General features: G+C 70.4%; 25 protein-coding genes. 5 read left to right on the forward strand and 20 right to left on the reverse strand.

Annotation, left to right across the window (positions count from 1 at the left end; translation table 11 throughout):
• Positions 1-101: 101 nt before the first annotated feature.
• Genes EIZ44_RS08845 through EIZ44_RS08860 form a run of 4 tightly spaced genes read right to left on the reverse strand, consistent with a single transcriptional unit; the run spans position 102 to position 3,909 of the window.
• Positions 102-1,328 carry an FAD-dependent oxidoreductase gene (locus tag EIZ44_RS08845; protein ID WP_205673084.1) on the reverse strand — a complete coding sequence of 409 codons (1,227 nt, stop codon included), beginning with the start codon at positions 1,326-1,328 and terminating at the stop codon, positions 102-104.
• Between the two features lie 9 nt (positions 1,329-1,337).
• Positions 1,338-1,940: a maleylpyruvate isomerase family mycothiol-dependent enzyme gene (locus tag EIZ44_RS08850; protein WP_134728229.1), complete on the reverse strand. Its 603-nt coding sequence runs from the start codon at positions 1,938-1,940 to the stop codon at positions 1,338-1,340.
• The gene (locus EIZ44_RS08855) at positions 1,940-2,770 is read right to left on the reverse strand and encodes a fumarylacetoacetate hydrolase family protein (protein ID WP_134728230.1); all 831 of its coding nucleotides are present in this window, start codon (positions 2,768-2,770) and stop codon (positions 1,940-1,942) included. The genes EIZ44_RS08850 and EIZ44_RS08855 overlap by 1 nt, the downstream gene beginning before the upstream one ends.
• Positions 2,767-3,909 (reverse strand): cupin domain-containing protein, encoded by a 1,143-nt coding sequence (locus EIZ44_RS08860; RefSeq protein ID WP_134728231.1) that lies wholly within the window; start codon positions 3,907-3,909, stop codon positions 2,767-2,769. The genes EIZ44_RS08855 and EIZ44_RS08860 overlap by 4 nt, the downstream gene beginning before the upstream one ends.
• A gap of 66 nt (positions 3,910-3,975) precedes the next feature.
• Between EIZ44_RS08860 and EIZ44_RS08865 the strand changes: the two genes are divergently transcribed.
• Complete coding sequence (locus tag EIZ44_RS08865; protein WP_134728232.1) at positions 3,976-4,734, forward strand: IclR family transcriptional regulator; 759 nt, start codon at positions 3,976-3,978, stop codon at positions 4,732-4,734.
• Here EIZ44_RS08865 and EIZ44_RS08870 read toward each other — a convergent pair.
• From EIZ44_RS08870 to EIZ44_RS08940, 15 genes are all read right to left on the reverse strand, one after another.
• Entirely contained in the window at positions 4,731-5,114 is a 384-nt protein-coding gene (locus tag EIZ44_RS08870; RefSeq protein ID WP_037806296.1) for a hypothetical protein, read from the reverse strand. The two genes, EIZ44_RS08865 and EIZ44_RS08870, sit on opposite strands and share 4 nt — an antisense overlap.
• Positions 5,095-6,312, reverse strand: a complete 1,218-nt coding sequence (locus EIZ44_RS08875) for an AI-2E family transporter (protein WP_134728233.1) — start codon at positions 6,310-6,312, stop codon at positions 5,095-5,097. Before EIZ44_RS08875 ends, EIZ44_RS08870 begins: the two co-directional genes overlap by 20 nt.
• On the reverse strand, positions 6,309-7,739 hold the full coding sequence (locus EIZ44_RS08880; protein WP_240691251.1) for an MFS transporter: 1,431 nt from the start codon (positions 7,737-7,739) through the stop codon (positions 6,309-6,311). Before EIZ44_RS08880 ends, EIZ44_RS08875 begins: the two co-directional genes overlap by 4 nt.
• Positions 7,740-7,807: 68 nt before the next feature.
• Positions 7,808-8,341 carry a chloramphenicol phosphotransferase CPT gene (gene cpt, locus EIZ44_RS08885; RefSeq protein WP_240691252.1) on the reverse strand — a complete coding sequence of 178 codons (534 nt, stop codon included), beginning with the start codon at positions 8,339-8,341 and terminating at the stop codon, positions 7,808-7,810.
• 57 nt (positions 8,342-8,398) lie between these two features.
• A complete protein-coding gene (locus tag EIZ44_RS08890; protein ID WP_037806294.1) occupies positions 8,399-8,620 on the reverse strand; it encodes a DUF6480 family protein in 222 nt (73 codons plus the stop codon).
• A gap of 110 nt (positions 8,621-8,730) precedes the next feature.
• A complete protein-coding gene (locus EIZ44_RS08895) occupies positions 8,731-9,879 on the reverse strand; it encodes a CoA transferase (protein ID WP_134728234.1) in 1,149 nt (382 codons plus the stop codon).
• Positions 9,876-10,688 carry an enoyl-CoA hydratase/isomerase family protein gene (locus tag EIZ44_RS08900; protein WP_037806292.1) on the reverse strand — a complete coding sequence of 271 codons (813 nt, stop codon included), beginning with the start codon at positions 10,686-10,688 and terminating at the stop codon, positions 9,876-9,878. The genes EIZ44_RS08895 and EIZ44_RS08900 overlap by 4 nt, the downstream gene beginning before the upstream one ends.
• Positions 10,685-12,373, reverse strand: a complete 1,689-nt coding sequence (locus EIZ44_RS08905; protein WP_134728235.1) for a CoA-transferase — start codon at positions 12,371-12,373, stop codon at positions 10,685-10,687. Before EIZ44_RS08905 ends, EIZ44_RS08900 begins: the two co-directional genes overlap by 4 nt.
• Positions 12,373-12,825: a MaoC family dehydratase gene (locus EIZ44_RS08910; RefSeq protein ID WP_134728236.1), complete on the reverse strand. Its 453-nt coding sequence runs from the start codon at positions 12,823-12,825 to the stop codon at positions 12,373-12,375. Before EIZ44_RS08910 ends, EIZ44_RS08905 begins: the two co-directional genes overlap by 1 nt.
• The gene (locus tag EIZ44_RS08915) at positions 12,822-14,036 is read right to left on the reverse strand and encodes an acetyl-CoA C-acetyltransferase (protein ID WP_134728237.1); all 1,215 of its coding nucleotides are present in this window, start codon (positions 14,034-14,036) and stop codon (positions 12,822-12,824) included. The genes EIZ44_RS08910 and EIZ44_RS08915 overlap by 4 nt, the downstream gene beginning before the upstream one ends.
• Positions 14,029-14,895 (reverse strand): HTD2 family dehydratase, encoded by an 867-nt coding sequence (locus EIZ44_RS08920; RefSeq protein ID WP_134728238.1) that lies wholly within the window; start codon positions 14,893-14,895, stop codon positions 14,029-14,031. The genes EIZ44_RS08915 and EIZ44_RS08920 overlap by 8 nt, the downstream gene beginning before the upstream one ends.
• Positions 14,892-15,626, reverse strand: coding sequence for a 3-oxoacyl-ACP reductase FabG (gene fabG, locus EIZ44_RS08925; RefSeq protein WP_134662822.1), 735 nt, complete (start codon positions 15,624-15,626; stop codon positions 14,892-14,894). Before fabG ends, EIZ44_RS08920 begins: the two co-directional genes overlap by 4 nt.
• A gap of 9 nt (positions 15,627-15,635) precedes the next feature.
• The gene (locus tag EIZ44_RS08930; protein ID WP_134728239.1) at positions 15,636-16,784 is read right to left on the reverse strand and encodes an acyl-CoA dehydrogenase family protein; all 1,149 of its coding nucleotides are present in this window, start codon (positions 16,782-16,784) and stop codon (positions 15,636-15,638) included.
• Positions 16,781-17,608: an HpcH/HpaI aldolase/citrate lyase family protein gene (locus tag EIZ44_RS08935; protein ID WP_037806285.1), complete on the reverse strand. Its 828-nt coding sequence runs from the start codon at positions 17,606-17,608 to the stop codon at positions 16,781-16,783. Before EIZ44_RS08935 ends, EIZ44_RS08930 begins: the two co-directional genes overlap by 4 nt.
• Positions 17,605-18,774: an acyl-CoA dehydrogenase family protein gene (locus EIZ44_RS08940; RefSeq protein ID WP_037806283.1), complete on the reverse strand. Its 1,170-nt coding sequence runs from the start codon at positions 18,772-18,774 to the stop codon at positions 17,605-17,607. Before EIZ44_RS08940 ends, EIZ44_RS08935 begins: the two co-directional genes overlap by 4 nt.
• A 227-nt stretch (positions 18,775-19,001) precedes the next feature.
• Between EIZ44_RS08940 and EIZ44_RS08945 the strand changes: the two genes are divergently transcribed.
• Together EIZ44_RS08945 and EIZ44_RS08950 are read left to right on the forward strand one after the other, a co-directional pair.
• Positions 19,002-19,679: a GntR family transcriptional regulator gene (locus EIZ44_RS08945; RefSeq protein WP_134728240.1), complete on the forward strand. Its 678-nt coding sequence runs from the start codon at positions 19,002-19,004 to the stop codon at positions 19,677-19,679.
• 57 nt (positions 19,680-19,736) lie between these two features.
• Positions 19,737-21,188 (forward strand): amidase, encoded by a 1,452-nt coding sequence (locus EIZ44_RS08950; RefSeq protein WP_037806280.1) that lies wholly within the window; start codon positions 19,737-19,739, stop codon positions 21,186-21,188.
• 47 nt (positions 21,189-21,235) lie between these two features.
• Here EIZ44_RS08950 and EIZ44_RS08955 read toward each other — a convergent pair whose 3' ends face one another.
• Positions 21,236-22,174: an Lrp/AsnC family transcriptional regulator gene (locus EIZ44_RS08955; protein WP_134728241.1), complete on the reverse strand. Its 939-nt coding sequence runs from the start codon at positions 22,172-22,174 to the stop codon at positions 21,236-21,238.
• A gap of 180 nt (positions 22,175-22,354) precedes the next feature.
• Between EIZ44_RS08955 and EIZ44_RS08960 the strand changes: the two genes are divergently transcribed.
• Together EIZ44_RS08960 and EIZ44_RS08965 are read left to right on the forward strand one after the other, a co-directional pair.
• Positions 22,355-23,857, forward strand: a complete 1,503-nt coding sequence (locus tag EIZ44_RS08960) for a peptide MFS transporter (protein WP_134728242.1) — start codon at positions 22,355-22,357, stop codon at positions 23,855-23,857.
• Positions 23,854-25,062 carry a metal-dependent hydrolase family protein gene (locus EIZ44_RS08965; RefSeq protein WP_134728243.1) on the forward strand — a complete coding sequence of 403 codons (1,209 nt, stop codon included), beginning with the start codon at positions 23,854-23,856 and terminating at the stop codon, positions 25,060-25,062. The genes EIZ44_RS08960 and EIZ44_RS08965 overlap by 4 nt, the downstream gene beginning before the upstream one ends.
• Positions 25,063-25,124: the final 62 nt, after the last annotated feature.

The following is a 25,124-nucleotide window of genomic DNA, read 5'->3' on the forward strand; positions in this document are numbered from 1 at the left end:
CAACTAACCACCCAGGTTCCGCAACACCCTCTGAGGGAATCAGATTCCCTCAGGGTTCCCCTCACGCACCGCTCACTCCGCCGTCGGCCGCTGGTGTTGGGTTATCGGGTGGCAGTCAGATCGTCCGCTGTGGACAGCGGGACCGGCTCGAACATCGCTGGTTCGTCCTCGGGGAACAGGGCTGTCGGCCCGTAGAGCCAGTCAGTGAACGCGTAATCGTCCGCCGCGCGGGCCCGCAGCAAAGTGTTGCGCCGCTCCCGCGCGACACCGTCCAGATGCCACAGGTTTCCCCAGGCCCGGGCGGTCAGCACGACCCGGCGGCAATGTTCCGTCCGGACCGCCTCGTACGCGGCTAGTGCACTGTCCCAATCTCCCAGCCGCTTCATGTGCTCGGCCAGGACCCAGCCGTCCTCGATGGCCATGATCGCGCCTTGGGCCAGGTACTGCAGGGGCGGGTGCGCGGCGTCGCCGAGCAGGGCGAGGCGGCCGTCGACCCAGGTGGAGATCGGGTTGCGGTCGTACATCCGCCACCATTTGTCCCGCCACATCCGCGGGATCCCGGCCTGCACCTCGTCGCAGGTGGCGGCGAAGGCGGCGTCCAGCTCGTCCGGCGTGCCCCAGTCGTCGAGGCCCGCCACGGCCTTCGGAGACTCGAAAACGGCTACCTGATTGAGCAAATCACCACCGCGAAGTCCATAGTGGACAAAGTGGCACCGTGGCCCGACGTACACCACGACCTCGGACAGATCGACTGGACGGCCGACCTCGGCGATCGGCACGGTGCCGCGATAAGCGACGTACGCGGACGAGACCGGCTGGTCGTCCGCGAAATGCTTCCGGGCGACGGAGTGCAGGCCGTCAGCGGCGATCACGACCGGCGCGGTGTGCACGGTGCCGTCGTCGGTCACCGCGGTCGCGGGGTCCGGCGTGTACGAGACGATCCGTTGCTCGGTGAGGAGTTCGACGCCCGCGTCGCGGCAGGCGTCGAGGAACAGCCGGTGCAGGTCGCTGCGGTGGATGACCAGGTACGGGAAGCCGTAGCGGCGTTCGAGGTCGCGCAGGTCGAGTGCGGTCAGGTCGCGGCCGTCGACGGCGTCGCGCATGGCCATCCGGTCCGGGACGACGCCGCGCGCCTTCGCGGTGTCGAGCAGGCCGTAGGCGTCGAGGATCCGGGTGCAATTGGGGGCGAGCTGGATGCCGGCCCCGACCTCGCCGAATTCCTTCGCCTGCTCCAGGACCCGGACCCGCAGCCCGAGCCGGGACAGCGCGAACGCGGTGCTCAGCCCGCCGATCCCGCCGCCGACGACGAGCACGTCAGGGGTGTCCATGGGATCTCCTCACAACCAGGGGCCGAGGTCGGGGACCCCGGTCAGCGAATGCGGCCGCCCGGCCAGGTACGCCGCGACGTCGGGCAGCGGACCGTCCGGCAGCGCGTCGAGGCCGCGTTTGGCCTGGATTTCGGCGGCGAGCGCGGACAGGAACGCCTCCGGCAGGTCGGCGAACGCCAGTCCGGTGCCGAGGTCGACCGCGTGCACGCACACCTCGCGGGCCCGCAGCCACGGGATTTCGGTGGCGGGAACCGTCCGGCCCTGCGCGGTGACGACCTCGGCCTGCCACTGCTCCGGAGTCAGCGCGGCCATCGCGGATTCCAGCGAGCGCGCCGAATCCCGCAGCCACGACGTGAGCTGGGCTTCGGACCGCTGTGAGCCCGCTTCGATATCGGCGTTCCGCTGGTCCGGCGAGGCGTACATCGGGATGCGCTCGCCGGTCCGCGCCCAGTGCACGAGGTTGCCGAGGGCGTCCGCGTTGGCCGCGACGTGCGCGGCGAGGTGCTTGCGGGACCAGCGGGGGAGCGCGCTCGATCCGGACAGGTCTTTCGCGTGGGTGAGGAAAAGCTCGGTCCCGAACGAGACCCAGTTCCGCGCGTCGCCGGGTGCCATCAGGATTCCTTCACGATCTGGTTCACGCACGCGCCGATCCCGGCGACCTCGGTGACGACGGTTTCGCCGCCGGTCAGGTAGATCTTCGGATCGCGGGCGTGGCCGACCCCGGCGGGCGTGCCGGTCGCGATCAGGTCGCCGGGGTTGAGCTGGACGATCGTGGAGATGTACTGCACCAGGTGCACCGGGTCGAACAGCAGCGTGCCGGTGTCGTCCTGCTGCATGACGCGACCGTCCACTGTGGTCTTCACCTCGAGCGCGGGCCGGACGCCGCCGACCTCGTCCGGCGTGACGACGTACGGGCCGACCGGCGTCGAGGACTGCCAGATCTTGCCCTGCGTCCACTCGATGGTGCGGAACTGCCAGTCGCGGACCGAGACGTCGTTCATGACGGTGAACCCGGCGATCGCCGCCGCGGCCTCGTCCTCGCTCGCGCGCCGCACGGTCCTGCCGACCACGACGACGAGTTCGACCTCCCAGTCGAGCGCGTCGGTCTCGGGCGGCTTGACGATCGGGTCGGCCGGGCCGGTCAGGGTGTCGGCGAACTTGGGGAACAGCGTCGGGTACGCGGGCAGCTCACGGCCCATTTCCTTGATGTGGTTGGTGTAGTTGTGCCCGACGCAGACCACTTTGGACGGACGCGGCACGACCGGGGCGAGGTCCGCGCCCTCGGCGGGCCAGGTCCGGCCGGTCGCCTGGGCGGCGTGCGCTTCCCAGCCGTCCTGGGCGAAAAGCGCGCCGAGATCGGGGGAGCCGAGGTCGACCAGGACGTCTCCGTCGAGGCGGACGGCGCGCGTGCCGCCGTCGACGCGGAGGGTGGCGAGTTTCATCGGAGGGTCTCCTGACGGTCGAGGTGGAGCGCCTCGAAGACGGGCGCGTCCGAGAAACGGAACAGATCAAGGGCGCCGGAGTCGGAATCGGTGGTACCGGCCTCCGACTTCACCGAGAACGGCTGCCACGACGGGACGACGAACAGGTCCCCGCGCGAAACCGCCCACGATGTGTCGCCGACGGTCACCGTGCCGGAGCCGTCGAACACCTGGCAGACCGACGAGCCGGTCTCGCGCACGGGTGCGGTCCCGGTGCCTCGGGCCACGCGGTGGAACTCGGCGCGGATGGTCGGCAGGACGTCGGAACCGTTGTGCGGGTTGGAAAACCGCACCGCCGCGTGACCCGGCTCGACCGTTCCGCCGTAGCCCTCTTTCTCCAGTTGCAGCTGGTCCCGCAGGGCGGCGTCGGTGTGCTCCCACTTGTACGCCAGCAACGGCGAACCCGGCGCGACAGAGCCGACGGACAGCGGCCGCAGGCCCGGGTGCGCCCACAGCCGTTCGGAACGGGACCGCTCGGGGGTGATCCGCTCGTCGTCGCTGATCGCTTCGCGGCCGAACTCGAAGAACTGCGCGTCGATGCCGTACTGGAACGGGATGTCGAGGCCGTCGAGCCAGGCCATCGGCTCGCGGGTGGCGTTGTGGTGCGCGTGCCAGTTCCAGCCCGCCTGCGGAAGGAAATCGCCTCGGCGCATCGGAACCGCGTCGCCGCCGACGACGGTCCACACGCCCGAGCCCTCGACGACGAACCGGAACGCGTTCTGCGTGTGCCGGTGCTCGGGCGCGTCCTCGCCGGGCATCAGGTACTGGATGGCCGCCCACAGCGTCGGAGTCGCGAACGGACGGCCGCCGAGGCCGGGGTTGGCGAGCGCGATCGCGCGCCGTTCGCCGCCGCGCCCGACCGGCACCATCTCGCCCGCCTGCTCGGCGAGCCGGAGCAGGTTCGCCCACTGCCACCGGTGCGGCACGGCCCGCGAGCGCGGGTGCGCGGGCATCAGGTCGCCGATCTCCGTCCACAACGGAACGAGCAGCTCCTGTTCGAAGCCGCGGTAGAGGTCCCGCAGCGCGGGCGTGACCGCGGGCTGGTCCGGTGCGTCGACCGCGGCGAGCTGAACGGGAGTTCGCGCTGGAGTGCTGGTCATGGGGTTATGGTGGGCGCGTCCCGGTCTGCGGAAAACGGGATTCTGGTGTGCGGAAAGGCAGCCCCGATGGACAAACGGTTCAAAGCACCGCCGCCGTACGCGGTGGCGAGCGTCGACAACGCCCTGCGGATCGCGGCGATGCTGCAGCTCGAAGGCCCGTTGACGGTGTCCGAAGTGGCCGAGCGGATCGGCGTCGCGCCCTCGACCGCGCACCGGCTGCTGGCGATGCTGGTCTACCGCGATTTCGCCGTTCAGGACGCCAACCGCGCCTACCGGGTCGGCCCGGTCCTGGAGCTGGCCGCGCACTCGCAGTCGGCCGCGTCGAAGCTGCGCGCGGCGGCGCTTCCGCACCTGCGGCGGCTGGTGGACCTGCTGGACGAGTCGGTGAACCTGACCGTCCGGACCGGGGACACGGCCCGGTTCATCGCGAGCGTCGAATGCTCGCAGGCACTGCGGGTAGGTTCACGCGAAGGGATGGTTTTCCCGGTGCATCAGACGACGGCCGGTCTGCTGCTGCTCGCCGAGCTGCCGCCGGACCAGGTGGAGGAGCTCTACGCGGTCGACAAGCCTGGCGAGCGGCCGGACCCGGCGGAATTGCGGGCTGACCTGGCGCGTGTGCGGCGCAGCGGGTTCGCGCTGAACCAGGGCCGGTCGGAACGGGGAGTGGTCGCGGTCGGCGTGCCGGTGCACGGAGCGGACGGGGTGGTCGCCGCCGGGCTGTCGGTGTCGATGCCGAGCGTGCGGTACCGGAAGGACCAGCTGCCGACGCTGGTGGCGGCACTGCGCACGACCGCAGCGGCGCTGGAGGCGGACCTGCGCGGTTAACGCGCGTCTTCTCCGGCGAGTGCCGCCGCGAAAGCCGCGTGCACGTTGAGGAATTGCTGCACCGGCAGCTCTGCCGCGACCCCGGGACGCTGCGGGGCCAGCTGTTTCGCCGCCCAATCGCCCCACCGCACGTGTGCTTCCTCGACGCTCAAGTGCGCTGCTTCGGCGGCATGGCGAGCGTTCACGCCGTCCAGGATCGCCTGGTGCATCAGGGCGGGCGTCGAGCGTTGTTCCCACGCGCGCAAGGACGCCATCGAGGAAAGCCGGTGCAGCGTCGAGGAAACCGTCGGCGGTGCGGACCGGGGTAGCGGAAACCCGCGTTCGAGAGGTCCTCGCCGCGGTGCCGTGCCGTCTGCGCTGTCAGTGATCAAGCTCGTCATCAGAGTCCCTCCGACGTGCGGTTACCCGCCTCCGCACGGCCGAAACCCTTGATCGTCCGGTCGTGCGCGCGTTGGCCGGCTGCAGCGGGTCGATGCCGACCGGGTCCAGATGCGGGTCGCGCAGCAGGGACCCGAACGCGGCCTTGGCGACGGCGAGGATCGGCACCGCGAGCAGGGCCCCGACGATCCCGGCGACCTCGAGGCCGAGCGCGATGCCCAGCACCACGGCCAGCGGGTGCAGCCGGACCGCGCGGCCGAGCAGGAAGGGCTGCAGGACATGGCTTTCGAGCTGCATCACCGCGACGACGATCGCGAGCACGATGCCCGCCGCGACGAATCCGTTGGCGACCAGGGCGATCAGCACGGCGACCGCGCCGGTCACCACCGCCCCGATGATCGGCACGAACGCGCCGATGAAGATCAGCGCCGCCAGCGGCACCGCGAGCGGGACGCCGACCAGCCAGATGCCGACGCCGATGCAGACCGCGTCCACGCAGGCCACCGCGACGGTCGCGCGCACGTAGCTGACCAGCGAGGCGAACCCGCGGCGGCCGGCGACGTCGATTTCGTCGCGAAGGGAGACCGGCACGATCCGCAGCAGGAAGCGCCACACCTGATTGCCGCTGTACAGGAAGAAAACGAGCACGAACAGCGTCAGCAGCATCTCGGTCAGCACGCCGCCGACGGTCGCCGCGGTGGAGAGCACCCGGCCGGTGAGTTCGGCGGTGTTGCCCTGGATCGCGCTGACCGCCTTGTCGAGCAGTTGCTGCACCTGCGGCAGGTGCAACGGACCGTGCTGGAGCCAGTTGTTGATGCGCGCCAGACTGGCTCCGACCTGGTCGCCCAGCTGCGGAAGGCTCGCGGTGACCGTGGTGATCACCAGCGCGAGAACCCCGCCGAGGACGGCGAGCCCGACGACGATCGCGACGAGCGTCGCCAGCGCGCGCGGCACGTGCCAGCGCACCAGCCGCTCCACCAGCGGCGCGAACAATGCCGACAGGAGCAGCGCGATCCCGATCGGGACGGTGACCTGCGCGAGGTAGCCGAGCGTCCACGCGATGACCCCGAGCATGGTCAGGACGACCAGGAACCGCCAGCTGGCCGCCGCCGCGACCCGGAGCGACCACGGCACCGCGTCGGCGGCGTCCCGGCGTCGATGGCGGTTCGCGCCCGCGATCTTGCGCGCCGGGGCGTTCATCCCGTCGCCGCCTTGGCCGACAACGGCTGGGCGATCGATTCGAGCGAGCGCCGTTCAGCCCGGATCCCCAGCGCCGCCTCGGCAAGGCCGCCCGCGATCATCATGCCCGCGCCCAGGTAGTAGCCGAAAGCGACGTTTCCCACGACGCCGGTTTCGACCAGGCTGCCGAACAACACCGGCCCGATGATCCCGCCGAGGCCGGTGCCGACGGAGTAGAAGATCGCGATCGCCAGCGCACGCACTTCGAGCGGGAAGATCTCCGACACCGTGAGGTACGCGGAGCTGGCTCCGGCCGAAGCCAGGAAGAACACCGCGCACCAGGCGATCGTCAGGGTGACCGCGGAGAGCACTCCGGCTTGGAACAGCAGCCCGGTCCCGACCAGCAGCACGCCGGAGCCGAGGTAGCTGGTGACGATCATCGGACGGCGGCCGATCGAGTCGAAGAACCGGGCGAGCACCAGCGGGCCGACGAAACTGCCCGCCGCGAGCGGCACCAGGTAGAGCCCGACGGATCCGCTGGAAACGCCGAAGAACCGGCTCAGTACCAGGCCTTGGGTGAAGTAGACGGCGTTGTACAGGAACGCCTGCCCGACGAAGAGGGCGAGCCCGAGCAACGTCCGTCTCGGGTAGCTGCGCACGAGTGTCACCGCGACCTCGGTCAGGCTGGTTCGGGTGCGTTTCTCGACCTCGATGGTGTCGTCGACCGGTTCGAGCCGTTCGCCGGTCGTTTTCTGGACGCGGTCTTCAATGCCGGTGACAACGTGGTCGGCCTCCTCGGCACGGCCGTGCGTGAACAACCAGCGCGGACTTTCCGGGACGGTGCGACGGACAATCAGGATGAACAGGCCGAGCACCGCACCCAGCCCGAACGCCAGCCGCCAGCCGAGCCACGCCGGGATCAGGCCGACGTCGAGCAGCACCAGGCTGAGCGCCGCACCGCCGGCCGCGCCGAACCAGTAGGAGCCGTTGACCGCGAGGCTCACCGTGGCGCGCCAGCGGGCGGGCACGAGTTCGTCGATCGCGGAGTTGATCGCCGCGTACTCGCCGCCGATGCCCGCGCCGGTCAGGAACCGCATGAGGAAGAACCACCATGGGGCGAAGGAAAACGCGGTCAGGACGGTGGCGAGGAGGTAGAGGCCGAGGGTCAGCAGGAACAGGCGTTTCCGGCCCCAGCGGTCGGTGAGATACCCGAAAACCAGCGAACCGCAGACCGCGCCGGTGACGTAGCACGAGGTCGCGAGCCCGACCTGGGTCTCGGACAGCACGAGCCCGCTGCCGGGTTCGGTCAGCCGGTCGGACAGCGCGCTGACGATGGTCACCTCGAGCCCGTCGAGGATCCACACCGTGCCCAGCCCGACGAGCATCAGCCAATGCCACGACGACCAAGGCAGCCGGTCCATCCTCGCCGGCACATCGGTTCGCACCACGTCGATCACCTCGCGGCGCGAATTCCCGGCGGAGATCACTCGCAAACCGCTCGGCGGAGACGGGCCGATCAGCCGACCTGCGCGGCGATCGTCCGAGCGCACTCCAGCGACTCGGTACGCGTGGTGTCCACCTCCAGGTCATAGACCATGCCCCGGTGGACTACCTCAGCCTGGGCGGCCGCCATGCCGATGACCCGATCGCCTCGGGCGACTTCACGACCCGCGGCGACCGCGCTGTCGCAGCGGACGCCGACCCACAGCACCCGCAAGCCGCCCAACGCCTTCTGCCACCGGTTTCGCGACTCCGTTCCGCCGAGGAACACCTCGTCGACGATGACCCTGGCACCCGCGCGAGCCATCGCGGCGACCCCCTCGATCCATGCTGCTTCGAGCGCGCGGAACTCCGGCCCGACGAGCACCTGGCCGTCCGGAGCGAACTCGATCCCGGCGTTCGAAGCCCGCATGGCCGCGGGCATCGCCTGAACTAGTGTGTCCGTCCCCAAGGCCAGCCACGGATCCGGCAGAACCGCCTGCAGGCACCGAGCGATCCCGGACTTCCCCGAGCTGGAACCGCCGTTGAGCATGATCACGTTAGTCGTCACCACGGCACAGTAGAGACACCGCAGCAACGCTAGAAACGAATTTCCCCGAACGCCGCACTACAACCAATCGACAGCGCGCAGCACGAAGAACGCGGCCACCACCAGCACGAGAATCGCCACGATGGCAAGCCACCGGGCGGGCAGCTTGCGCGACGGCATCGGCTGCGGATGCGAAAGCCCCGAAGTCTGCCCGGCGTCGGGCGGGGTGTCGCCGGGCGGTACGGAACCGCCCGGTTCGAGACCCGGCACGTCGTCCGGTTCGGGCCCGGGTGCGGTCATGTCCGGTCTCCTCGTCGTCGGTGCGGTCACCGGAGGGTTTGCCGCATAGGACGGGGATAAACGTGCGTTTGTCCCCGCCCGAACGGGAGGGCGCCGACGGCAGGCGACAGCTATGCCTGAGTCGGAGGCAGCACCGCAGCATTGTGCTGGCCGACCTCCGGAGCAGGCTGAGGATCGAGCCGCGCCCCGTCCACCTGCACAGGAGACTTCGGTGCCCAATGCGTCCCCGCCCCAGGCTGGTCCACCCTCCCGAACAGAGCCAGCTCCCGCAGCGCCGCCCCGCCGTCCCGGCCGAGTTCGGCGAAGCTGCGGTAGCGCTCCCACAGAATCCGGTGCCGCGTAAGCACTTCCGCCACCTCCGCGTAGGAGGTCTGCCCGAACCACCGGGCCAGCAGGGGCGTGATCACGTCCCGGTGCCGGTACCGGTCGGACTCGGTGGCGAACGAGATCTCCAGTGCCTCGCTCAACCCGGCGAAGGCGTCGGACAGCCCGGTCGCGGCGAGCATTTTCTGCCAGTGCCGTTCGGTGAGCAGCACGATCATCACGCGGACACCGTCGGCGGTCTCGAAATCGTCGCCGTAGGTGCCGTAGATCTCGTTGCCGGACTTGGTCCGCGAATGGTCGGTCAGCTGCGCTTCGGCGAGATAGCCGAGATTCCCGGCGGTGGCGAGGGCGACGTCCTCCAGCGCGACCCGGATCGATCGGCCGCGGCCGGTGACTTGCCGGTGCCGTTCGGCAGCGAGCAGGCCCACCGCGAGGTACAGCCCGGCGCAGACGTCCCAGGCGGGCAGCACGTGGTTGACCGGCTCGGATCCGGTGCCGGTGAGCAGCGGGAAGCCGGTCGCGGCCTGCACGGTGTAGTCGACCGCAGCGCCGCCGTCGGCTCGGCCGTCCAAGAGGACGTGGATGAGGTCCGGCCGTTGCGCGCTCAGCGCTTCGTACCCGAGATCGGCGTGCCGCGAAGTGTTCGTCACGACCACGCACGGGCCGCCGTCGAGGATCAGCGAGGCGACCCGGCGGCGGTCCACTTCGGACTCCAGATCGACGGCGACCGCGCGCTTTCCCTTGTTCAGCCCGGACCAGTACAGGCTGGTCCCGGAGTCGGACAACGGCCAGCGCGTGCGGTCGGCGGCTCCGCCGAGCGGTTCGACTCGTACGACGTCCGCGCCGAGCTGGGCGAGCGTGAGCCCGCACAGCGGCGTGGCGACGTAGGCGGACAGCTCGACGACCCGCAATCCCGCCAGCAGTGCGGGGTTCATGCGTCGTGCACCCGGGAGAAGTCCGGCTTGCGGCGTTCGCGGTGCGAGGCCAGGCCCTCGTGCACCTCGGGACCGCCGAAGCCGTAGAACTCCAGTGCCAGCGAGGAGTCGAAGATCGCGCCCGCGAGCTGCCGGTACCAGAGGTTGAGGCTCTGCTTGGTCCACCGGATCGCAGTGGGCGCGCCGCATGCCAGCTCGTGGGCGATCTCCCGCGCGGTCGGCAGCAGCTCGGCTTCGTCCTCGACGCACAGCGACACCAAGCCGATCCGCTCGGCTTCGGCGCCGTTGAGCGGGCGGCAGGTCATCAGGTAGTACTTGGCTTTCGCCATCCCGCACAGCAGCGGCCAGCACACCGCCGCGTGGTCGCCCGCCGCGACGCCGAGCCGGGTGTGGCCGTCGATGATCTTCGCGTTGGCGGTGACGACGGAGACGTCCGCGAGCACTCCGGCGACGAGTCCGGCACCGACGGCGGGGCCGTGGATCGCCGAGACGATCGGCTTCGAGCAGTCGATCACGTTGTAGACCAGATCGCGGGCCTCGCGCATGGTGCGGGAGCGCGCTTCGAAGTCGGTGGCGAGTTTTTCGACCAGATCGAAGGACCCGCCGGCGGAGAAGCCCTTGCCTTCGCCGCGCAGCAGGACGGCTTTCACCGCCGGGTCGCGGTCGAACTCGCGCCAGACGTCGGCGAGATCGGCGTGCGCGGCTTCGCTCACCGCGTTGAGATTCGGGGCGTCGAGGACGAGTTCGACGACGCCGTCCTCGTCCGGGCCGTCGACCCGCAGGTTCTCGAACTGTGCGTAGCGACTCATGCCGCTCCTTTCCTGCCGTCGCCGAGGAACAAGCCCTCGCGGTCGTATTTCCGCAACTGCTCGACGTCGTCCGCGGTCACCTCGGGCAGTTCGCTCAGGTCGTCCGCCACCGCGAGGTCCCAGCCGCAGCGCGACCGGACGTGCGCGATGCGGTCGGCCAGCGGCTCCGGTCCGGGCGCGATCGCGGTGAGCACGAGTTCGCCGTCGCGCGGGGTCAGGATCCCGAGGTCGGTGACCACCGCCCGGACCCGCGCGCCGGGGCTGGTGACGTAGCTGCAGCTTTCGATGAACCGCCGCGGGCTCATCGTCCCGACGACGTACGTCTCGTCGGCGCCGGTCACGACGTCGTTGCCGCCGCCCGAACCGACGAGGTACGGGCCGCCGTCGATGCGGGTGGTGTTGATGTTGCCGCGGCGGTCGATTTCCGCCGCTCCGACGCAGGCGATCGACTTCGTGGCCGGGCCGTTCATGAGCGTCCCGAGCGCTTGCTCGGTGTCGAGCAGCATCGAGGACGACGGGAAGTTGGCGAAGCTGAAGATGAACGGGTCGCCGGGCGTCGGGGAGTAGTCCCACAGGCCGAGTTCGGCCGCGAGCGCGACCTCGTGCCCGTCCGCCTTCGCCTGTTCGACGGCCACCCAGGCGGCGAGGTTCGCCAGCCCGGCGCCGGCCAGTACGCCGTCGGCTCGGGTTTCGGCGATCCGCGACCGGACGAGTGCGGCGAGCCAGGTCGCCGCGCGTTCCGGCCGGGTCACCGGTCCGGTGTGGTCGCCGCGGCCGGTGGGCGGGGTCGGCTGCCCGAGCGTGCGGGTCAGCCGATCCAGCCGCGCTTGACCGAGTTTCGCCAGGTAGGCGTCGTGGTCGAGGAGGATCCATTCGCGGATCCAGGCGTCGAAGTCCGCCGAACGGCTGGCTTCCCGGGCGGCGATCCAGAACTCGACGTCCTCGGCGTAACCGTCGACGGGCAACCGAGCGTTCTCGCTGCCGGGGAAGACCCCGCCGGGATGAGCGCCGAACGGAGCCTCGACCACGGCCAGCACGCGGTGCGCCGGAACACGGACGAACGAAGCCCACGGCCGCAGGTCGTCGACGACCTTCTCCACCGTCGCGAGGACTCCGCGTCGCGCGGCGAACGCGCCGATCGAGCCCTCGAACATCGGCGGCGCGATGGCCAGATTGCCTTGCCGGTCGGCGACCGCGGCGTGCACGATCGCGACGTCCGGGGTGAGCGGCGTGACCAGCCCGACGCGGCCGAACGGCGTGTCGACCTCCGCGTAACCGGGGTTCTCAGCCATCGAAGAATCGCGCACCGAGCCGGTGACCACGGCCGGCACGCCGGTGGCCGCGGCGCGCAACCCCTGGATGTAGCTCAGGAACGACCAGTTCTCGACCTCGACCGAACCGTCCGCGTACGCCTGCTGGAACACCGGATTCGGCGTGAAGACGGGAAACGAGTCTCCCGAGTAGACAGTCACGACCTTCTCCACACACCCGGAGCGGAACAGCACCGCGCCGAGCGACGACAGGCTCGCCATGATCAGCGTGAACCGCGACGGCCGGTGCCAGTGCTGTCGCGCGATCTCCCGGACAAGCGCGCTCCAGCGGCTGTGCCCGAGGATGACGTGCAGCGCGTCGCCCTCGCGCACATGGCGTGCGACCGCTTCGTTCAGCTGGCAGAACTCGGTCATCAGGCCACAACCACCAAAGTTTCGGCGACACACGCCGGTTTCGCCGCGCCTTCGAGTTCCACCGTGTACCGCGTGGTCACGGTGACCCCGGCGGCGCCGTCTTTCACCTCGGCGAACGACGCGCTCGCGCGCAGCCGTGACCCGACGGGAACCGGCGCCGGGAAGCGGACCTTGCCCAGCCCGTAGTTGATCCGCGCGGATCCGAAATCGAGCCGGACCAGCTGCGCGCTGAAGTACGGGATGAGCGAAAGCGTGAGGAACCCGTGCGCGATCGTCGCCCCGAACGGCCCGTTCGCGGCCCGCTCGGGATCGGTGTGGATCCACTGGCGGTCGCCGGTGGCCTCGGCGAAGGCGTCGATCCGCGCCTGGTCGACGGCGAACCATCCGGTCGGCCCGATCTCCTCGCCGATCGCGGCCCGCACCTCGTCCGCCAAGCCGAAAACGCGGGTCATGCCGTGACCCGCTCGAACACCGCGGCCAGGCCCTGCCCGCCGCCGATGCACATGGTCTCCAGCCCGTACCGGGCCTCGCGGCGCTGCATTTCCCGCGCCATGGTGGCGAGAATCCGGGTGCCGGTCGCGCCGACCGGGTGGCCCAGCGAGATCCCGGAACCGTGCACGTTGAGCCGGTCGAAGTCGGACTCGCCGAAGCCCCATTCGCGGGTGCACGCCAGCGCCTGTGCGGCGAACGCCTCGTTGAGTTCGATCAGGTCGATGTCGGAGATCTTCAGCCCGGCGCGTTCCAGCGCGAGCGCCGAAGCGGGCACCGGCCCGATGCCCATCACCTTCGGCTCGACCCCGGCGACGCCGTGCGAGACCAGCCGCACGAGCGGGCGCAGGCCCAGTTCGGCGGCGCGTTCGCGGGTCGTCACGACGCACACCGCGGCGGCGTCGTTCTGGCCGCTGGCGTTGCCCGCGGTGACCGTCGCCTCCGGATCCTGCTTGCCCAGCACCGGCCGCAGCTTGGCGAGCGTTTCGACGGTCGTGTCCGGCCGCGGGTGCTCGTCGGTGTCCACGACGACGGTGCCCTTCCGCGTCTCGACCGGCACCGGGACGATCTCCTCGGCGAACACCCCGGACTGCTGCGCGGCGACGGCCCGCTGATGCGAGGCGGCGGCGAGCCGGTCCTGTTCCTCGCGGGTGATGCCGTACTGCCGCCGCAGGTTCTCCGCGGTCTCCAGCATCCCGCCGGGCACCGGGTAGTGCTTGCCGCCCGGCGTCTGGCGGCCGCGGGTGAGCGAATCGTGCAGGTGGACGCCCGCGCCGCCCGCGCCCCAGCGCAGGTCGTTGGCGTAGAAGACGGTGTTGGACATGCTTTCCGCGCCGCCCGCGACGATCAGGTCGCTCGCGCCCGCCTGCACCTGGAGCGCGGCGAGCAGCACCGACTGCAGTCCGGAACCGCAGCGGCGGTCGACCTGCATGCCCGGCACGGTGACCGGCAGCCCGGCGTCGAGCGCGACGACGCGGCCGATCGCGGGGGCTTCGGCGCTAGGGTAGCAGTGGCCGAGGATGACGTCGTCGATCGCGTCGGCGGGCAGGCCGGTGCGCTCCAGCAGGCCTTTCAGCGCGATCGTGCCGAGGTCGGCGGCGGGCACGCTCTTGAGCGAACCGCCGAAGCGGCCGATCGGGGTGCGGACAGGTTCGCAGATGACGGCGTCACGCATGGGGAGTGCCTTCCTCGTGGTAATCGGCTTCGAGGCTGGTGCGCGGTCCGGCGTCCCCGACGAGGGTCAGGGTCGCGCCGCCGGGACGCGGTTCGGTGCGCAGGTGCGCGGGCTGGCCGCAGAACAGCGGGGCCAGGTTGCGGTGCGCCAGCCGGGTCACGCGGGCGCCGGGGGAGTCCAGGCGCAGCACCTCGGCCAGCGCGAGCGACATCAGCGGCCCGTGCACGACCAGGCCGGGATAGCCCTCGACCCGGGTCGCGTACGGCCAGTCGTAGTGGATGCGGTGCGCGTTCGCGGTGGCGGCGGAGAAGCGCATCAGCAGGGTGGGGTCAGTGGCGAAGTCCCAGCCGTCTTCGGTGCGGAGGAACGGGGCTCCCGCGAGCACCGCAGGTTCCACGGGCGCTGCCTCGGAGGTGGTCGCGCCCGCTTCGCGGTAGATCAGGTCTTGCCGTTCCTCGACGAGCGGCGAACCGTCCACCCCGGACAGCACGGTCCGCACCACGACGATCACCAGCTTCCCGGAACGGCCGGACTTCTCGGTCACCGAGTCCACAATGGACCGCCGGGTCACCGTCTCGCCGATCTTCGGGGTCCGGTGCACGCTCACCTCGCCGCCGGCGAACATCCGCCGCGGCAGGTCGACCGGCGGCAGGAACGTGCCGCGCGCCGGATGCCCGTCGGGGCCGAGCCCGGAGGAGACCGGCCAGCGGGGGAGCGCGACCCAGTGCCACAGCGGCGGCAGGTCGTCGCCCGGGCGCGGCGCGGGGAGCCCGTTGTCGAAGAGCGCGGCCAGCGCCGCGACCGGGGCCGGGTCGACCAGCTCCGCGGTCGCGACCGCGTGCGGTTCCCAGCCGGTCACATGAACCGCCCGCCGGTCACCTCGAGCACCGTGCCGGTCATGTAGGAGGACAGGTCGGAGGCGAGGAACAACGCCACCGAAGCGATTTCGCCGACCTCGCCCGCGCGCCGCATCGGGATCTCGGCCATCTTCTGGTCCCACGCCTTCTGCGGCATGGCCTCGGTCATCGCGGTGCGGATCAGGCCGGGCTGGATCGCGTTGACCCGGACGCCGTGGTGCGCCATCTCCTTCGCCGCGGCCTTGGTCAGCCCGACGATCCCGGCTTTCGCGGCGGAGTAGTTGGTCTGCCCGACCATGCCGACCTTGCCCGACAGCGACGACAGGTTCACGATCGCGCCGCTCTTGCGCTCGCGCATGATCGCGGCGGCCTTGCGGGTGCCGTTCCAGGTTCCCTTGAGGTGCACGGAAATGACCTGGTCGAACTCGTCCTCGGTCATGGTCCGCATCGTCGCGTCGCGGGTGATGCCTGCGTTGTTGACGAACACGTCGACCGGCGAGAACGACTCGGCGGCAGCCGCCAGCAGGGCGTCCACATCGGAGGACTTGGTCACGTCGCAGGCGACGCCGACCGCTTCCCCGTCCAGGCTGTCCGCGGCTTTCGCGGCCGCGTCGCCGTCGATGTCGCCGAGCACCACGCGGGCGCCCTGGGCGACGAACAACTGGGCGATGGCGAGTCCGATGCCTTGCGCGCCGCCGGTGACGACAGCGGTCCGGCCGTTGAGCAGAGTCATGGGATTCCCTCAGATCTTGTTGCGCGCCACGAGCTGCGCGGCGATGACGTTGCGCTGGATTTCGTTGGTGCCCTCGCCGACGATCATCAGCGGCGCGTCGCGGAAGTAGCGTTCGACGTCGTACTCCCGGGAGTAGCCGTAGCCGCCGTGGACGCGGATGGCGTCGAGCGCGACCTGCATCGCGGTTTCCGACGCGAACAGTTTCGCCATCCCGGCTTCCATGTCCGCGCGTTCGCCCGCGTCGAGCTTCTCCGCGGCGTCCAAGGTAAGCAGCCGGGCGGCGCGCATCTTCGTGGCCATGTCGGCGAGCAGGTTCCCGACCGACTGGTGTTTCCAGATCGGCTTGCCGAAGGACTCGCGTTCCTGGGCGTAGCGGACGGCGTCGTTCAACGCGGCCTGCCCGACGCCCAGCGCGCGCGAGGCGACCTGGATCCGGCCGACTTCCAGTCCGCGCATCATGTGCGACCAGCCCTGGTTCGGCGTGCCGCCGAGAACCGCGTCCGCGGGCACCTGCTGGCCGTCGAAGACGAGTTCGCAGGCTTCGACGCCGCGGTAGCCGAGTTTGGGCAGTTTCTTGGAGATGGTGAGGCCGTCGCCGGGTTCGACGAGCAGGACGCTCATGCCGCGGTGCGCGGGTTTCGCGTCGCGGTCGGTGACGCACAGCAGGCCGATCAGGCCGGAGTGCGCGGCGTTGGAGATCCAGGTTTTCGAGCCGGTGATCGTGTAGCCCTCGTCGCCGGGCACGGCCTGGGTGCGCATCGCCTGGAGGTCGCTGCCGCCGCCGGGTTCGGTCAGCGCCATCGTCGCCCGGATCCGCCCCTCGGCCATGGCGGGCAGGTACTTCTCGCGCTGCTCCGGCGTGCCGAAGGTCTTGATCAGATAAGTGATGACCGAGTGCCCGCCGATCGCGCCCGCCAGGCTCATCCAGCCGCGCGCGAGTTCTTCGGTGACGCGGGCGAAACAGGCGGTGCTGACGTCGACGCCGCCGTATTCGGCCGGGACGAGCAGCCCGAAGAAGCCGAGTTTCTTCATCTCGTCGATGAACTCGGCGGGGTAGATGTCGTCGGCTTCGAATTCGCGGACCCGGGGCCGGACCCGTTCGTCCACGAACTCCGCGACCAGAGCGACCATCTGCTGTTCGTCGTCGGTGAGCGTCATCGCCCGTTCCCTTCTCGTGCCTGCCGGAGGACGCGCTGGGCGCGCTCCAGCACCGGCTTGTCGACCATCTGCCCGTTCACCGCGACCGCGCCGTCCGCGCCGGCGTCGAGGATCGACTGCGCCCAGCGGACTTCCTCGCGCGTCGGACGCAGCGCCGCGGCGGCGACGGGCACCTGTTTCGGGTGCACGCACAGCTTTCCGGCGAAGCCGAGCCGCCGTGCGTAATGGACTTCGTCGGTGAGGTGCAGCTCGTTGTCCAGGTCCGCGGTGACACCGTCGATCGGCCCGGGCAGTCCCGCCGCGGCGGAGGCGAGCACGAGCGCGCCCCGCGCGGCGACGAACGCGTCCCGGTCCGCCGGATCGGCCCCCAGCTCCGCAGCGAGGTCGAAGCTGCCGAACGCGAGACGCTGCACGTTCGGCACGGTGGCGGTCTCCCGCGCGTCCAGTACGCCGCGCGCGGTTTCGACGAGCGCGATCACCACCGGCAGGACGCCGAGCTGCTCGGCCGCGGCACGCGTCGTCGCGGGCTCGGCCTTCGGCAGCATCACGGTGCACCGGCGCCGCCTGAGCACGGCGAGGTCTTCGTCGTGCCAGGCGGTGCCGGCGGCGTTTACCCGCACCGCGCACTCGGGGTTCTCCTCGAGCCACGCGACGGCTTGTTCCCGCGCGTACACCTTGCGCTCCGGCGCGACGGCGTCCTCCAGATCGAGCACGACCAGGCTCGGCCCGGCCGCCATCGCCTTGCCGAACCGCTCCGGCCGGTCGCCCGGGACGAACAGGAGGGTCGTCGCTTCCCGCGCCCGCGTGGCCGCGCGGCTGGTCATTTCTGGGCCTTCTTCGCCTGCCGGACCAGGCCGCCGCCGATGATGAGGCGCTGGATTTCGCTGGTGCCCTCGTAAAGCCGCAGCAGCCGGATGTCGCGGTAGATCCGCTCGACCGGCACGTCGCGCATGTAGCCGGTGCCGCCGTGGATCTGCACCGCGAGGTCGGCGACCTTGCCCGCCATCTCCGTGCAGTACAGCTTCGCGGCCGACGGCCCGATCCGCCGGTCCTCACCGGACACGTAGCGCGCCGCGGTCTCCCGCACCAGCGCGCGGCCGGCCATCACCCCGGTCTGCTGATCCGCCAGCATTGCTTGCACCAGCTGGAAATCGCCGATCGGCTGACCGCCCTGCGTCGCCGAAGCGGCGTACGCGACGGACTCGTCCAGCGCCCGCTGCGCGGAACCCACGGCGAGCGCGGCGATGTGCACGCGACCCCGCGCGAGGGAGGTCATCGCGGCGCGGTACCCGTCGTCCTCGTTGCCGCCGACGAGCGCGGAAGCAGGCACTCGGACGTTGGAGAAGGTGACGTCCGCGGTCCAGGCGCCTTCCTGGCCCATCTTCTTGTCCTTGGGCCCGACTTCCAGGCCCGGCGTGTCTGCGGGCACGAGGAACACCGCGATGCCCGGCCCGGAGTCGTCCGCGGGACGGGTGCGCGCGAAGACGACGAACAGGTCCGCGATCGGTGCGTTGGTGATGAACCGCTTCTGCCCGTCGATCACCCAGTCGTCGCCGTCGCGCACCGCTTTGGTGCGCAGCCCGGCGGGATTGGACCCGGCGCCGGGCTCGGTCAGCGCGAACGACGCGACGACCTCGCCCGATGCGATGCGCTCCAGCCACTGGCTCTTCTGCTCGTCGGTGCCGAAGCCGACCAGCACCTGTCCGGCGATGCCGTTGTTGGTGCCGAACATCGACCGGAGCGCGAGCGACGTGTAGCCGAACTCCATCGCCAGCTCGACGTCCTGGGTGAGGTCGAGCCCGAGCCCGCCCCATTCCTGGGGGATCGCGTAGCCGAACAGGCCCATCTCGGCGGCCTGCCCGCGCAGGTCGTCGGGGATGGCGTTGCCGTCCATGATCTCCTGCTCGCGCGGGACGACCTTCGCCCGGACGAAGTCGCGCACCAGCTCCAGGATGGGCCGGAAGTCCTCGGGGGTAACCGCTGCTGCCATGCCTCCCACTATGACCCAGACCGCCTCGCTGGAAAATACTTTATCAGAAATCATCGAATGGCTCACACTCCCGGGCGACGCTCGGCCCGCATGCTGCCCCAGGTCAACGGCGGTTTCTTCGCTTGACGGGCGCTTCGGGCGCGAGTGACAGAGCCGCCCGAGCGTGCCCCGGTCGTGTAATACTTGATCCGATACAGCCGCTCACGAGGAGGGAGAAGGTAGTGGCGATGCCCGAGACCACGAGTGCCGGACCGCGCCGCACCGGCCCGGCGAACCTCAAGGCGATGGCCGCGCAGGAAATCCGGCGGCGGGTCTTCTCCGGGCAGTTGCGCGCCGGCGCGAAGATCGACCAGGAAGCGCTGGCCGACGAACTCGGCATCAGCAAACTCCCGGTCCGCGAAGCGTTGATCACGCTCGACCACGAGGGCGTGGTGGAGCACATCGCCCGCCGGGGCGCGTTCGTCGCCCGGATGACGCGCGACGACATCCGGGACCATTTCCGCGTGTTCGGCGTCGTGTCCGGATTGGCCGCGGAGCGCGCGGCGAAGAACCTCTCCCCGGAAAGCCTCCAGGCGCTGCACGACCTCGCGGACCGGATGGAGTCCGCAGTGGACAGTGGCGAGCAGGAACGGCTGAACTACGAGTTCCACCGGCGAATCAATTACGCCGCCGACTCGCGCCGTCTCCTGTCGCTCTTGGGAATCCTCGTCAAAACCGTGTCGCACGGGTTTTACGAGGCACACGAGGACTGGCCGGTCAAGGCCCGGGACGACCACCGGCTGATCCTGGACGCACTGTCCGCCCGCTCGGCCGGCCGGGCGCGCGCCCTGGTGGAGAAGCACCTCGCCGACGCGGGCGAGCGGGCGGTGGCGTTGCTGGAAAAACAGGGATTCTGGGACCACTGACCCGTTGCGCGAATTAATGTTTTATGGCTCCACCGGGTACCCGTTACGGTCGAATTCATGGAGCGGAACTTTCAGTCGGCCGGAGAACTCGCGGCCGCCATGCGGGCAGGCGAAACAACCTCGGCGGAGCTGACCGACGAGGCGATCGCCCGCATCGAGCGGGAAGACAAGGCACTCAACGCGATCTGCACACCGGACTTCGACCGTGCCCGCATCGCCGCGCAAGAGGCCGACCGGGCGCGCGCCCGCGGCGAAGACCGGCCGCTGCTCGGAATCCCGGTGACTGTCAAGGAGTGCTACAACGTCGCCGGGCTGCCCACGACCTGGGGCATGCCGCAGCACCGGGACTTCATGCCCGCCGAAGACGCGGTCCAGGTGTCGCGGCTCAAGAACGCCGGCGCGGTCATCCTCGGCAAGACCAACGTCCCCTTAGGACTCCAAGGCTTGCAGAGCTCCAACCCGGTCTACGGCACCACCAACAACCCCTGGGACCACGACCGCACTCCGGGCGGCTCCTCCGGCGGATCGTCAGCGGCACTGGCGGCGGGCTTCGGCACCCTGTCCATCGGCTCCGACATCGGTGGCTCGCTGCGCACCCCCGCGCATTTCTGCGGTGTCTACGGGCACAAGCCGTCCCTCGGCCTGGTGGCGAACCGCGGCATGGTCCTGCCGAACGAACTGCCCTTGCCGCTCGACCTGGACCTCGCCGTCGTCGGGCCGATGGCGCGCACCGCCCGCGACCTGGCGATGCTGCTCGACGTCATGGCCGGGCCGGACCCGCTGACCTACGGCGTCGCGCACGACCTGGCCCTGCCGCCCGCCCGCCACGAGCAGTTGAGCGACTTCCGCGTCCTGATCCTCGACGAGCACCCCTTCATCCCGACCGGAACCGCGGTGCGGGCCGGAGTGAACCGGGTAGCCGATGCACTCGCCGACGCCGGCGCCCGGGTCGAACGACACAGCCCGCTGCTGCCCGACCTGGCCGAAGCCGCGACCCTCTACACCCAGCTGCTGTTCTCCGGCTCCGTCGCGCGCTTCCCGGTCGACGCCTACGAGGAGCTGCAGACTCGTGCCGCCGCCTTGAGCGCAACCGACCAAAGCCTGGACGCGGCGCGCCTGCGCGGACTGGTGCTCAGCCACCGCGACTGGCTCGGGGTGAACCACCGCCGCGAGTTGCACCGGCACGGCTGGCGACAGTTCTTCGCCGAGTTCGACGCCGTGGTCTGCCCGGTGACGCCGACGCCCGCGTTCCCGCACGACCACAACCCCGACCTGCTGGCCTGCCGGATCGACATCGACGGCGTCGAGTACCCGTTCTTCGACCAGCTGGTCTGGGCCGGGGTGGCGACCATGCCGGGCCTGCCCGCCACGGCGATGCCCGCGGGCTTCTCGCCGGAGGGCCTGCCGGTAGGGGTGCAGGTCGTCGGCCCGATGTTCGAGGACCGGACCCCGCTGCGGCTGGCTGAGCTGCTGGAGGAGCGGATCGGGGGCTTCCGGGCACCGAACTGATTGAGCGGCAGCGGTTTCTGAGCATCCACAGTGGATAGACGGGCTCCTCAGCCCTGCCCGGTGCCGACGGCGGTGAGCGGGCGGTCATTCTCCTCCTTGACCGCCCGCAGGTGGCTCCAGGACTCGATCGCGCGCACGCCGGGCAGCTCCCGCAGACGTTCGAGCGTGTCCAGCACCTCGTCCGGGGACTGCGCCTGGATGCTGCCGATTCCGTTGCACCATCCCACTCCGGTCGCGAAACAGTCGATGTTCTCGAACTCCGCGATCCGGCGGGCGACCGGTTCGGTGTCGCCGGTCGCGTGCACCGCGAACCCGATGGTGTGGGTGCGCGTCGAGCGGCTGAGCCGCACCAGCGCTCCGATGTGGACGACACCGGACTCAAGCAGCCGGAGCACCCTGGCCCGCGCGGCTCCCGGGGAGAGGCCGGTCGCTTTCGCCAGTTCGGCGAACGACGCGCGCCCGTCGTCGCGCAGCTGCGCGAGCAGCAGGTGGTCGACGTCGTCCAGTTCGAGGTCCGCGAGCGGTCCGGGGCTCTCCAGCGGTCCCGGCGGGAAATAGGGGTCCTTCCAGACCCGCAGGTACGTGATCGCCTGCACCGCCCGGACGCCGGGGACGGCCTGCACCCGGGCCAGCCCCGCCGCGAAGGACTCCAGGTCGGCGGCGCGCAGTTCGGCCGTCACCGCGAACCGGCCCGCGGTCGTGGTGACGAACGAGGTTTCGCCGAGCGCCGCGATCCGCTCGGCGACCGGGCGGGCGGCTCCCTCGGTCTCGACGATCACGTGCCCGAGCTGATGGAGCCCGAACACCGCCGGATGGATCGCGCCGATCAGCCGGAGCCCGCCCTCCTCGATCAGCCGCTGCACCCGCGCCTTCGTGGTGGAGCGGGCGAGCCCGACCAGCCGGGCCAGCGTCTCGAACGACGCGCGCCCGTCCTGTTGCAGCGCGCGGACGAGCAGCTCGTCGACGTCGTCAGGGTTTCCCGGCACGGGGAAGAACCTAGCCGATACCTCCACGGTCGGCGAATCTTCTCCAGGAGAGGCATGTCGGAAGACGAAGCGGCGGCCGAGACGAGCTAAGCTCGCCGAATCGGCTATTGATTGCCGCATTCGGCAGATGTACCGTCTGCTCCCATCGAAGCTGCGGTCGACGCGGAAGGTGCGGTGGGCATGGGGAAAGAACGGGCGTTCTTCGGTCAGCCCCGCGGTCTGGTGGGGCTGTTCTTCGCCGAGGCCTGGGAGCGGTTTTCCTACTACGGCATGCGCGCGCTGCTGCTCTACTACATGACCGACCGGCTGTCCGACGGCGGCCTCGGCCTCCGGCCGGAGAGTGCGAAACCGCTGATCGCGGTCTACGGGTCGGCCATTTACCTGGCGGCGATCCTGGGCGGCTGGATCAGCGACCGGCTGCTCGGCGACCGCCGGACCACCCTTGCCGGCGGGTTTCTGATCATGTGCGGGCACATCTGCCTGGCCGTCCCGGCGGGCGCCGGCGCGCTGTTCGCCTCGATGGTCTTCATCGCCGTCGGAACCGGCTTGCTGAAACCGGCGATTTCCTCGTCTGTCGGCGATCTCTACGCGGCCGGCGATCCGCGGCGCGACTCCGGGTTCAGCATCTACTACATGGGCATCAGCGTCGGCGCGGTGGCCGCTCCGCTCGTCGTCGGCACGGTGGGCCAGGATTACGACTACCACGCCGGTTTCGGGATCGCCGCGGTCGGCATGGCGGCCGGTCTCCTGGTCTATCTCCGGTCGCAGCGGCGCCTCAACCCGGTGAGCAACAGTCCGAAGAACCCATTGCGGCTGGCCGAGGTCCCGCGGTCGCGGCTCGTCGCGGTCGTCGCCGGAATCGCGGTGCTGGCCGTCCTGGCGGCGGTGTCGGTCAGCACCGGAATCCTCGACGCAGACGGCGCCGTCAACCTCATCAGCGTGCTGGCGATCGCGCTTCCGGTCGGCTACTTCACGGTCATGCTGCGCAGTTCGCGCACCACCGCGGCCGAACGCGCCCGGGTCCGCGCCTACATTCCGATGTTCGTCGCGGCGGTCGCGTTCTGGTGCATCCAGGAACAGGGCGCGACGGTGATCGCGCAGTACGCGGGCGAAAGCACCGACCTCGACGCGTTCGGGTTCGCGATCCCGGCGTCGTGGTTCCAGTCGGTCGGCTCGCTGGTGCTGATCGTGCTGACGCCGCTGTTCGCGATGCTGTGGCTGCGGCTGGACCGCTCGCCCCGTTCGCCGTCGACCGCGCACAAATTCGCCGCGGGACTGGCGATCGCCGGCCTGTCGTACCTACTGATGGTGATGCCCGCGGCGCATCCGGGGCAGACCAACCCGCTGTGGCTGGCCGGGAGCCTCGCCGTGGTCACCATCGGCGAAATGTGCCTCTCGCCGATCGGGCTGTCCGCGACGACGAGGCTGGCGCCCGCGGCGTTCGCGACGCAGACGATGGGGTTGTGGCTGTCGTCGAACGCGGCCGGGCAGGGCATCGGCGCCCAGTTGGTGAAGTTCTACGACGCCCGTTCGGCGGCAGGCTACTTCGGCGCACTCGGCGCCGGCGCGGTCGTGCTGGCTTTGCTGCTGTTCGCGTTGGCTCCGCTCATCCGAAAGCAAGCAGCGAGAAGGGGGACCACGATGGACCACGACCAGGCGGCCGTGAACGGGGCGGGCCGGTGAAGCGCACTGTCTTCCGCGGCGGAACTCTCTTCGACGCGACGTCCCGGTGCGCGGATTCGGCGGACGTGGCGGTCGAAAACGGCCGGATCGTCGACGTCGGAACCGGCCTCGACGGCGACGAGGAAGTCGACTGCACCGGCCGGGGAGTGCTGCCCGGCCTGATCGACTGCCACGTGCACCTCACGATGACGAGTTCGGACCTCTTCGAGAGCGTGCAACAGCCGTTTTCGCTCCAGTTCTACGAAGGCGCGCGGAACATGGCGCGGACGCTGGCCGCGGGCGTCACCACCGTCCGGGACGCCGCGGGCGCCGACCTCGGGATGCGCGTGGCGCAGGAACGGGGCCTGATCGCCGGGCCCCGCATGCAGATCTCGCTGAACATGCTGAGCCAGACGGGCGGGCACGGCGACCCGTGGTGGCCCTCGACCTGCGTGGTCGACCTGCTGCCGCCGCACCCGGGCCGCCCGCCCGTGGTGGTGGACGGCCCGGAGGAGATCCGGCGCAAGGTCCGGGAGCTGGTCCGCGCGGGCGCCGACGTCATCAAAGCCGCAACGAGCGGAGGCGTCGTGTCCGGCGGCGCCGGGCCGAAGATCGCGCATTTCCGGGACGACGAGATCGCCATGATGGTCACCGAGGCCGCGGCGGCGGGACTGCACGTCATGGCCCATGCCCACGGCGACGGGGCGAGGGCGGCCGTCCGCAACGGGGTCCGTTCCATCGAACACGGCCATTTCCTGGACGACGAGACGCTCGAGATGATGGCTGAGCGCGGCACTTGGCTGGTCCCGACCCTGAGCGCCGGCGTCGGTCTACGGCAGGCGGTCGAAGCCGGGGCAGCGGGCTATCCCGACCACATCGTCGAGAAGATCAAGGAACGCACCGAAAGCAGCGTTCGGCGCGCGGTCGAGGCGGGCGTCCCGATCGCGATGGGCACCGACGCGCCGCTGTACCCGCACGGGGAGAACCTGCTGGAGCTGGAACTCCTTGTCGAACAGGGCATGCGCCCGGCCGACGCCCTGCACGCCGCGACACTGTCGGCGGCGAACCTGATGGGCCTCGGTTCCTCGCTGGGCTCGCTGACTCCCGGCAAGCGCGCGGATCTCGTCGTCGTCGACGGCGATCCGCTCGACGTGCGGGATCTGGGCAAACGGATCCTCGCGGTGTACCAGGACGGACGGCTGGTGCACGCGGCCGACCGCGGGTAGCCGGGGCTGCTCGCTGACCGGGCCGATTGACACACCGGTTCATCATTCATACATTATCTCGA

The sequence above is a fragment of the Amycolatopsis nivea genome (assembly GCF_004522235.1).
Classification (GTDB): domain Bacteria; phylum Actinomycetota; class Actinomycetes; order Mycobacteriales; family Pseudonocardiaceae; genus Amycolatopsis; species Amycolatopsis nivea.

Coding starts and splice junctions, on each gene's coding strand:
- EIZ44_RS08935 (WP_037806285.1), bottom strand. CDS start 17,608: ATGACCAGCCGCGCGGCCACGCGGGCGCGGGAAGCGACGACCCTCCTG.
- EIZ44_RS08915 (WP_134728237.1), bottom strand. CDS start 14,036: ATGCGTGACGCCGTCATCTGCGAACCTGTCCGCACCCCGATCGGCCGC.
- EIZ44_RS08905 (WP_134728235.1), bottom strand. CDS start 12,373: ATGACCGAGTTCTGCCAGCTGAACGAAGCGGTCGCACGCCATGTGCGC.
- EIZ44_RS08950 (WP_037806280.1), top strand. CDS start 19,737: ATGGAGCGGAACTTTCAGTCGGCCGGAGAACTCGCGGCCGCCATGCGG.
- EIZ44_RS08870 (WP_037806296.1), bottom strand. CDS start 5,114: ATGACGAGCTTGATCACTGACAGCGCAGACGGCACGGCACCGCGGCGA.
- EIZ44_RS08960 (WP_134728242.1), top strand. CDS start 22,355: ATGGGGAAAGAACGGGCGTTCTTCGGTCAGCCCCGCGGTCTGGTGGGG.
- EIZ44_RS08890 (WP_037806294.1), bottom strand. CDS start 8,620: ATGACCGCACCCGGGCCCGAACCGGACGACGTGCCGGGTCTCGAACCG.
- EIZ44_RS08945 (WP_134728240.1), top strand. CDS start 19,002: ATGCCCGAGACCACGAGTGCCGGACCGCGCCGCACCGGCCCGGCGAAC.
- EIZ44_RS08910 (WP_134728236.1), bottom strand. CDS start 12,825: ATGACCCGCGTTTTCGGCTTGGCGGACGAGGTGCGGGCCGCGATCGGC.
- EIZ44_RS08865 (WP_134728232.1), top strand. CDS start 3,976: ATGGACAAACGGTTCAAAGCACCGCCGCCGTACGCGGTGGCGAGCGTC.
- EIZ44_RS08850 (WP_134728229.1), bottom strand. CDS start 1,940: ATGGCACCCGGCGACGCGCGGAACTGGGTCTCGTTCGGGACCGAGCTT.
- EIZ44_RS08895 (WP_134728234.1), bottom strand. CDS start 9,879: ATGAACCCCGCACTGCTGGCGGGATTGCGGGTCGTCGAGCTGTCCGCC.
- EIZ44_RS08855 (WP_134728230.1), bottom strand. CDS start 2,770: ATGAAACTCGCCACCCTCCGCGTCGACGGCGGCACGCGCGCCGTCCGC.
- EIZ44_RS08900 (WP_037806292.1), bottom strand. CDS start 10,688: ATGAGTCGCTACGCACAGTTCGAGAACCTGCGGGTCGACGGCCCGGAC.
- EIZ44_RS08875 (WP_134728233.1), bottom strand. CDS start 6,312: ATGAACGCCCCGGCGCGCAAGATCGCGGGCGCGAACCGCCATCGACGC.
- EIZ44_RS08845 (WP_205673084.1), bottom strand. CDS start 1,328: ATGGACACCCCTGACGTGCTCGTCGTCGGCGGCGGGATCGGCGGGCTG.
- EIZ44_RS08930 (WP_134728239.1), bottom strand. CDS start 16,784: ATGACGCTCACCGACGACGAACAGCAGATGGTCGCTCTGGTCGCGGAG.
- EIZ44_RS08940 (WP_037806283.1), bottom strand. CDS start 18,774: ATGGCAGCAGCGGTTACCCCCGAGGACTTCCGGCCCATCCTGGAGCTG.
- fabG (WP_134662822.1), bottom strand. CDS start 15,626: ATGACTCTGCTCAACGGCCGGACCGCTGTCGTCACCGGCGGCGCGCAA.
- EIZ44_RS08860 (WP_134728231.1), bottom strand. CDS start 3,909: ATGACCAGCACTCCAGCGCGAACTCCCGTTCAGCTCGCCGCGGTCGAC.